Annotated in this window: 5 protein-coding genes; all 5 read right to left on the bottom strand. The window is 38.2% G+C overall.

Features of this window, described 5'->3' with window-relative positions; all coding sequences use genetic code 11:
• Nucleotides 1-119: 119 nt before the first annotated feature.
• Nucleotides 120-926 carry a DUF3405 domain-containing protein gene (locus B5F25_RS20380; protein ID WP_087251692.1) on the bottom strand — a complete coding sequence of 269 codons (807 nt, stop codon included), beginning with the start codon at nucleotides 924-926 and terminating at the stop codon, nucleotides 120-122.
• Nucleotides 923-2,383, bottom strand: a complete 1,461-nt coding sequence (locus B5F25_RS20375; protein ID WP_087251691.1) for a beta-1,6-N-acetylglucosaminyltransferase — start codon at nucleotides 2,381-2,383, stop codon at nucleotides 923-925. Before B5F25_RS20375 ends, B5F25_RS20380 begins: the two co-directional genes overlap by 4 nt.
• Nucleotides 2,384-2,385: 2 nt before the next feature.
• A complete protein-coding gene (locus B5F25_RS20370) occupies nucleotides 2,386-4,224 on the bottom strand; it encodes a galactosyltransferase-related protein (RefSeq protein WP_087251690.1) in 1,839 nt (612 codons plus the stop codon).
• Between the two features lie 215 nt (nucleotides 4,225-4,439).
• A complete protein-coding gene (locus B5F25_RS20365; RefSeq protein ID WP_162614467.1) occupies nucleotides 4,440-5,576 on the bottom strand; it encodes a TonB-dependent receptor in 1,137 nt (378 codons plus the stop codon).
• A 616-nt stretch (nucleotides 5,577-6,192) separates the two neighbouring features.
• Nucleotides 6,193-6,642: PD-(D/E)XK nuclease domain-containing protein (locus B5F25_RS20355; RefSeq protein ID WP_206423572.1), on the bottom strand; the 450-nt coding region annotated here is incomplete at its 5' end.

Raw genomic sequence — 6,642 nt, 5'->3', positions numbered from 1 at the left:
ATATACTGCATTCGCGGTTGAATATATACTGCATCCGCCTACGAATATATACTGCATCGGCAAACGCAGTACTACTGCATTTTCAACTCAGTCGAATTGGCTAATTGCGGACATTCATTTTATAGGATATCATAAAATTCGTCTGATTCACGTTTGACAGGATGAAATAATTTGTTCTGAATATTTAATAACGCATCATATTTAAAGTTCGGTTTATGACGCATTGTCCCTAAATGAAATGGTGCTTCAGGACAAGCGTCAACGTAATAAAACCGTTCTTCGTATCCTCTTAATGTGAATTGACCTTTTCCTCCAAAATCCAAGAGAGAAAAGCCTGAATAAAGTAATGCGGTAGGAAGCAAAAGCTCATAGTGTCCGCAATTGCCGGATTTTTGAAAAGAATGCATAAAACATAAGGCTTGTCTTGATATGCGGTAGATAGGATTGAAAGAGCGGATTCGTTTTTGCAAAGGGACATGCAGGGTTGTTCCTTGATAACTATTCCACCAATACCAATTGGGATTTTCGTTGAAATATTCAATGTGGCTGGCAATGAAATCAGCTTTCTTATTATAAAATGCGTCAAATAGCAATCGCCAGTTCCCAGTAAATTCTACATCATATTCGATATTCCAATAATATTCATAATGAGGGTGAAGGCGGTAAAACCATAAAAGGGCGAAGTGGCTGCTTCCAGGAACGAGTGTTTCGCATAGTGGATTATATTCCAGTCCGTTAAGGTCTTCTACTGAAAATGACAAGTAAGCGATGTCTTTATTTTCAAAAAAAGGCATTTGTTCGTTTTCCCAATTTAGTAAAATAAATGTATCTCCATAATCAGCAAAAGCTTGTTTTAGGCGGAAATATTTTTCTATCAGAAAATTGTCTATCCAGTGAGCTGAAAGTAATAAAACATATTTTTTCATATCCGTTCAAAAAGCATTATCGTATGTTTTAACCACCAAGAATCGGCATATTTTCTGAGATAGTTACTGACTGGGGTGTTTACTGCGAACCCTTGTTCTTTCATTTTATTTATGATGTATGAATTAGGACGGCAATTAACGTGTCCATCACCAGTTTGTCCTTCTATTGCCCAACTCAATAGAACATAACGAACAGCATTTCGTGTAAGATTGGTTAAATAAATATCTTCCCATTGAGCTGGAATATGTTCTCCCACTTCCAAGCTAAAGATTAAATCAAAAGGCTCTTCTGCCTCCAATTCATCTGTAAGGTCAACGCATTGGCAGTAGAATCCGTTTCCAAAAAGCGGTGCTGACATTTCTTCTACATTGGGATTGCCATCGTAACCGTTTGCATCATATCCGTTGCGCCGGAATAAAGCGACATACCAACCTGGTCCACAACCCAAGTCGGCTATAGTCTTCACATTCATGAAAGGCAGCAACTTTATCAATCCTTTAGCTAAGCCGTTGTCATAATAGTGTCCGGCGTAACTCGCGCTTTGCCAGTACCCGTGAGTTGTAATAGAAACAGTATCTTTTGTTTGAATATATTTTTTTATAAGGAATATGAGTTGTGCAGAAATCTGCCAATCAAACTTTCGGGCAAACAGGCAATCAGTAGTAACGATATTCCACCAATCCCGTTCTGTTAATATTGTTGGTGAAGAAAAATTTTGTACCCAAGATATATATCGCAAACTGTCATTTTTAACAGAAGCAGCAAAAGATGAGTTCAAAATAAGCGTGTGAAAATAAACTTCATCTGGAGCAAAAGTGTATTTCAAGCGATTATAAAAAGATTTATATTGTTGTTGATTATGAATAATATAAGCAGCACATTCTCCGGTAAGTGACATCCAATTTGAACCTCCGTATAGTTTGTCAAATTGATCGGGAATCCTTCGTTTCATGCCTGATTTGTGTTGCCAACAAATTAAGTTATCAATCAGTTTACATCCACAAAGTGTTTGATAATCTATCCAGTCATTTAAATAGTAATATTGGAAACGTTTATATGTACCTTGCTCCCATTGCTTGTAGGGCAAGTCTACATATTCAATAAATTCTTTTCCTTTGTGTTCTTCAAAGAATTTTTTAATATGATTTAAATTCTTGATTGGATAATCTTGACCGCTTAAAAAGTGTACATAATCATATTGCTGTCCGCTTTTTACAATTTCGTTCAACAAAAAAAGTTCAGTTTTTAAGATGCTGAAACCACCCCAACGGATTTTATATTTACTATAAAAACGCACTTTACTTTTAATCGTTTTCAACCATATCCATTTTCCCGGCTCTATTTTAGCTTTCCGGTCAAGATGTATATAGCAGTCAAAGTCTTCGTCAAAGAAACGCAGCAGATGTTCTACTTGTTTCGGTTCTGTATGGCAAAGTATCAACAAAGCGTGTTTCATAATTATTTATGTTTAGTTTCATTAGTCCATGCCCATGTTTGGATATAAGAGCGTAACTCATTTGGCATCATAGCGCATATACGGATATATTCCCGTTTGGTGCCCATCGCTAAATTTTGTTCAAAGTCGCCGCTATTTATTCCTCTCGTGTGGTACAGATGATAAAGTGGACCTGCAATTCGTATGGGTCGCTTGCCTAAAATTTCTAACCTATGATACCGTTCTACATCTTCTGGTCCCCAGCCGGCAAAATGTTCATTCTCTCCTCCACATGACCAATAAGCCTCTATATTAACTAAAAAGGCTCCGCCAACTGAATGATAACCTGCCATATAGATCCGAGGCATATAATCACTTTGAAAGATTTCAATCTGTTTCTTTTCATGAAATAACTTTGTATAGGCATAATTGACTTGCCAAAAACACCCATCATAAGGATATACCATGACGCTTTCATGTTTTAATAAGTAATCATAAGCTTGTTGCAATTGATTGACAGGTGAAATTGCGTCAGTGTCCCAAATTGCTGCAAAAGGTGTCATGGCAGTACGCAGCATTTGATTGATGTAATGCGTTCGGTGAAAAATGGGATTTGTATCAGATACGAACATATAATGTAATCCATCTATGGGTGGTAAAGATTTTATGTGTTGTTTGCTGTCTGCTTCCAATATAAGATAGTTTGTTCGAATATAGCGGGAATAGAATGATAAGATGCTTGTTAAATTCTGCAATCGATAGGTTGAGTCAATGCGTACTGGAATGCAAAATGTTAAAAATGACATATCAATCAATTCGCACTTTTTGCCTGATTCCTTTGAAGAGTCTTGTTTCTCAATTATGTTTTCTCCTAAGGTAATAATCTTTAAATTTGTTTGTTGAAACAATGTCTGTTTTCTACAGTTATCAGGTTTTTCATTGAGTAATAAGCCATATCCCCAACCTAAAAGCGTAGTCAATGGCAACTCTTGATTAGTAATTAAACAAGAAGTGGCTTGAATAAAATTGGGGTGTTGGGAAACAATACTGCGTAGTGTATTATGGAAAAGTTGTGGTTTCGCGTATAGTAAGCTATAAAAGCCTATTTCTCCTATGAATTTAAATGATTCTATAGGATTCATTAAAGGTATATGTGACGTTTTCCCCTCATTATGAAGAAAATGAAAAATGGTTTTATGATGTATAGGTATATCTATAAGTTGAGCATATCTTTTTTCAATTATTGTCAATAGACTCAATGCTTTATAGGTGGAGATTTTTTTGTGAATACATTCTTGTAAAAAGTACTGCAAAGAATGTAACATAGGAAGAGATAATTCTTCGGGTGTATAAGCATAATCTATGCTTTGGGTAAGTAGGCGTTCGCATTCATCGACTAAATTGATGAGTTTTTCACACACATAATAATTTTCGAGAGAATCTTCTGTTGAAAGTTTCATTTGTAAGAAGATTCCGACCGAGAATAATTTGTCATTGATAACGGGTATTGGTGAAGCAAAATACCGCATGTTAAATTCTTTATAAATGCTGTTTACAATTCCACTAGAAGTAATAGCCCAATTATCTATAATCTCTTTCCGATTAAGATATAGTAGTGCCCACGCCAATCCTAATTTCCCCTCAAGAAGAGTATCAGAAGATATTTTTTTATCATTAATAAGTAATTCTAATATTTTCTCAGCCAAATTGCGTGCATGCAAGTTATGGAAATACTCTGAATAGAGTGCCAAAAATAAAGCTAATCCTACTTTGCCATTTTTTAATCCGAAGGGCAGGGACTCTAATTTTAAGTTTGATAATTTTTTGTAAATAATATCAGCTAATTGATTTTGTATAAGCATTTACTGAGAGTTTGTTTTAATTTAATTAGAAAATAATATTATAAGCTTTTATAAATGTTAGAATCAGTGCACAACCATAATGATGTTATGTCATTAATGCTTTTTAAACTAAAAAGTAATAACATCGTATTTATCTGATATGACTGAAAAACGATGGCAAGTTACGAAAAAGATTCTAACTAAGCAAAAACTGAAATGAAAAACATTCGATAAGGTCAGGTGATTTTTGGGGGTGATTTTTGGTGGGGCAGCGAAGGCGTATAGCTGTGGCTGTCGCTTTGCGTATGCGAGATGATATAGTCCGGATTGCCGGCATCGTACATACGGCTGCGGCTGTCACCATAAGGGACATTGTATAACGAATTGTGGAATGCTACATTCAGGGTATAATTGTCCACATCGTACAGGTTATAAGTAAGGTCGATGTTATGCCATGCGTTTCTATAGGGTGCATACAGCCCCTCCTTAATGCGATGGATAACCCTGTCTCCTAAATAGAAAGATTCATCGGTATCGAAATAAGATTTCTTTGCATCTCGGAATGTACTGGAATAATAGACCCCCCATTGCGATTTCTTATGATTGAGCTTAAGGCTGAATGTGGGGTCTAAATGAAGCTGGTAAGGGCACGACATGATTTTGGCATACACTGTGCCGCCTATCTCCCTTCTTTTTACAATCAGGTCTACTACCATACCTATACCCGTGTCGCCATACCTCATGCCGGGATTATCTACCACCTCAATGCGCTTGATGTCTTCTGCAGGAATGGCAAGGTATTCGGCTTGGGTCGCTTTTACTCCATTGATACGGATTTGTACGGAACCCCCATCCGTCTCCAAAGCCTTATTGAACTGATTGACATGCAAACGGGGAATCATCAGGTTGGCTATCAGGTCATAAGGGTCATACGAATGTTTTACGGCATCAGCCGAAGGATATACTACCATGCGGTCTATCTTCCGCACGATGGAATTGGCTTCTACCGCTACTTCATCCAATGCGGCAGCTTCCGGAACCAATTCTATAATGCCCATGTCCAGCTTGTCTTTCAATCCCTTGAGCGCCACATAAGCCGGGGCGTAACCGATGCAAGACACTTTCAGAAAATAATCGCCTCCGGCTATATCCTTTAATTGGAATTTCCCTTTCAGGTCGCTTGTCGTATTGTTTACCAAGGTAGAATCTGTCCTCCACAAGGAAACGGTAGCGGAAGGTACAGGCAGTGCGGCATCGTCTTTATATTCCACCACCGTCCCCGAAATGCGGGAAACGGTTTGTGCGATTCCGTCGAGGCAGGAAACCAGCACGCTTAGTAGCATAAGCAGCATTTTCATTTTGTGTGTTTTCATAACGTATGACATTAAAAAAACACTGTCTAAAGTATGCAAAAAACCGCAATCCCTAACAAGAAATACAGTTCATTTTTTAGCAGCCGCTTAAAATTGACGAATTTTTATCGGTGTGTGACCGATTTTTCTATCACGTGTGACATTTCTGTGAAGATAGCGATTCATTTATGCGAACCTCCTTTTCTGCTTTTGAATGTCGCTCGATTATACTATATGCAGAGAAAAAAGAAAATAAAACAGGGTTAACCCTGTGCATGAATAGTAATAATACGAGTCAACCCATACTGCGAATAAGGTATAAAGTAGTCAACCTTTTCTACAAAGCTACATTGACTTTTCTACAAAGCTACACTGCATGTCCAGTCCCAATAGCATAGGACTACTGTCTTACAGTGTCAGGACTGCAGTCCTAGTAGATATAGGACTGCAGTCCTTGCCTATTAGGATTATGCGAGGACTGGGAAGCAAAGGACTACGAAGCCTGTTGCATTCCTGTTTCCTATTTATTTTATTTTGAATTTCTACAAAAAGTTGTTCTTGGCTTGATGTATCCGTTTTCGTGTGTGCTTTGGGCGATAAATTCAAGACAGTTAATGGCAGAGTTCCGGCTGGAAGATTAGCCTTGAATCTTCCAGTCGTCAATGGTTCCGGTCTGCGAGGAAAAACTGGCACCTATTTTATAGATAGGCCGCCTGTCGGAAGCATACGGACGGGCATAGCCTTTTTCTTCGATTTGGCGTAATGACTCATCTGCCGAACCGTCCAACTTGAATTCGAAAATATAGACGTAATCGGGTGTCTCTACGATGCAGTCCACCCGTCCTTCGCTCTGTTCCTTTTCGGTATAGACCGTGTAGACGCTGACCAGGCGGAATATCAGGTAGAACGTATAATGGAAATAACGCTCCCTTTCCCTCTCGTCCTGTTTGCGACGCATGGTGTAGGGAATGTCGGCAAGGAAGGAGGTGAACAGCTTATGCAGCTTGTCTGTATCACCTTCCTCCAGCGCATCGATAAGGTCTTGTATCCAACTGTTTACATTTTCCCGTTGGGGCTTGAAATAGTC

The sequence above is a fragment of the Bacteroides sp. An19 genome (genome assembly GCF_002160215.1).
Taxonomy (GTDB): Bacteria; Bacteroidota; Bacteroidia; order Bacteroidales; family Bacteroidaceae; genus Phocaeicola; species Phocaeicola intestinalis.
The sequence above is the reverse complement of the archived record's forward strand: the minus strand, read 5'-3'. Positions and strand labels throughout refer to the sequence as shown.

Bases quoted from the DNA above. Each gene is read 5' to 3' on its own strand.
- B5F25_RS20380 (WP_087251692.1), bottom strand. From the start codon at position 926: ATGAAAAAATATGTTTTATTACTTTCAGCTCACTGGATAGACAATTTT.
- B5F25_RS20375 (WP_087251691.1), bottom strand. From the start codon at position 2,383: ATGAAACACGCTTTGTTGATACTTTGCCATACAGAACCGAAACAAGTA.
- B5F25_RS20370 (WP_087251690.1), bottom strand. From the start codon at position 4,224: ATGCTTATACAAAATCAATTAGCTGATATTATTTACAAAAAATTATCA.
- B5F25_RS20365 (WP_162614467.1), bottom strand. From the start codon at position 5,576: ATGAAAACACACAAAATGAAAATGCTGCTTATGCTACTAAGCGTGCTG.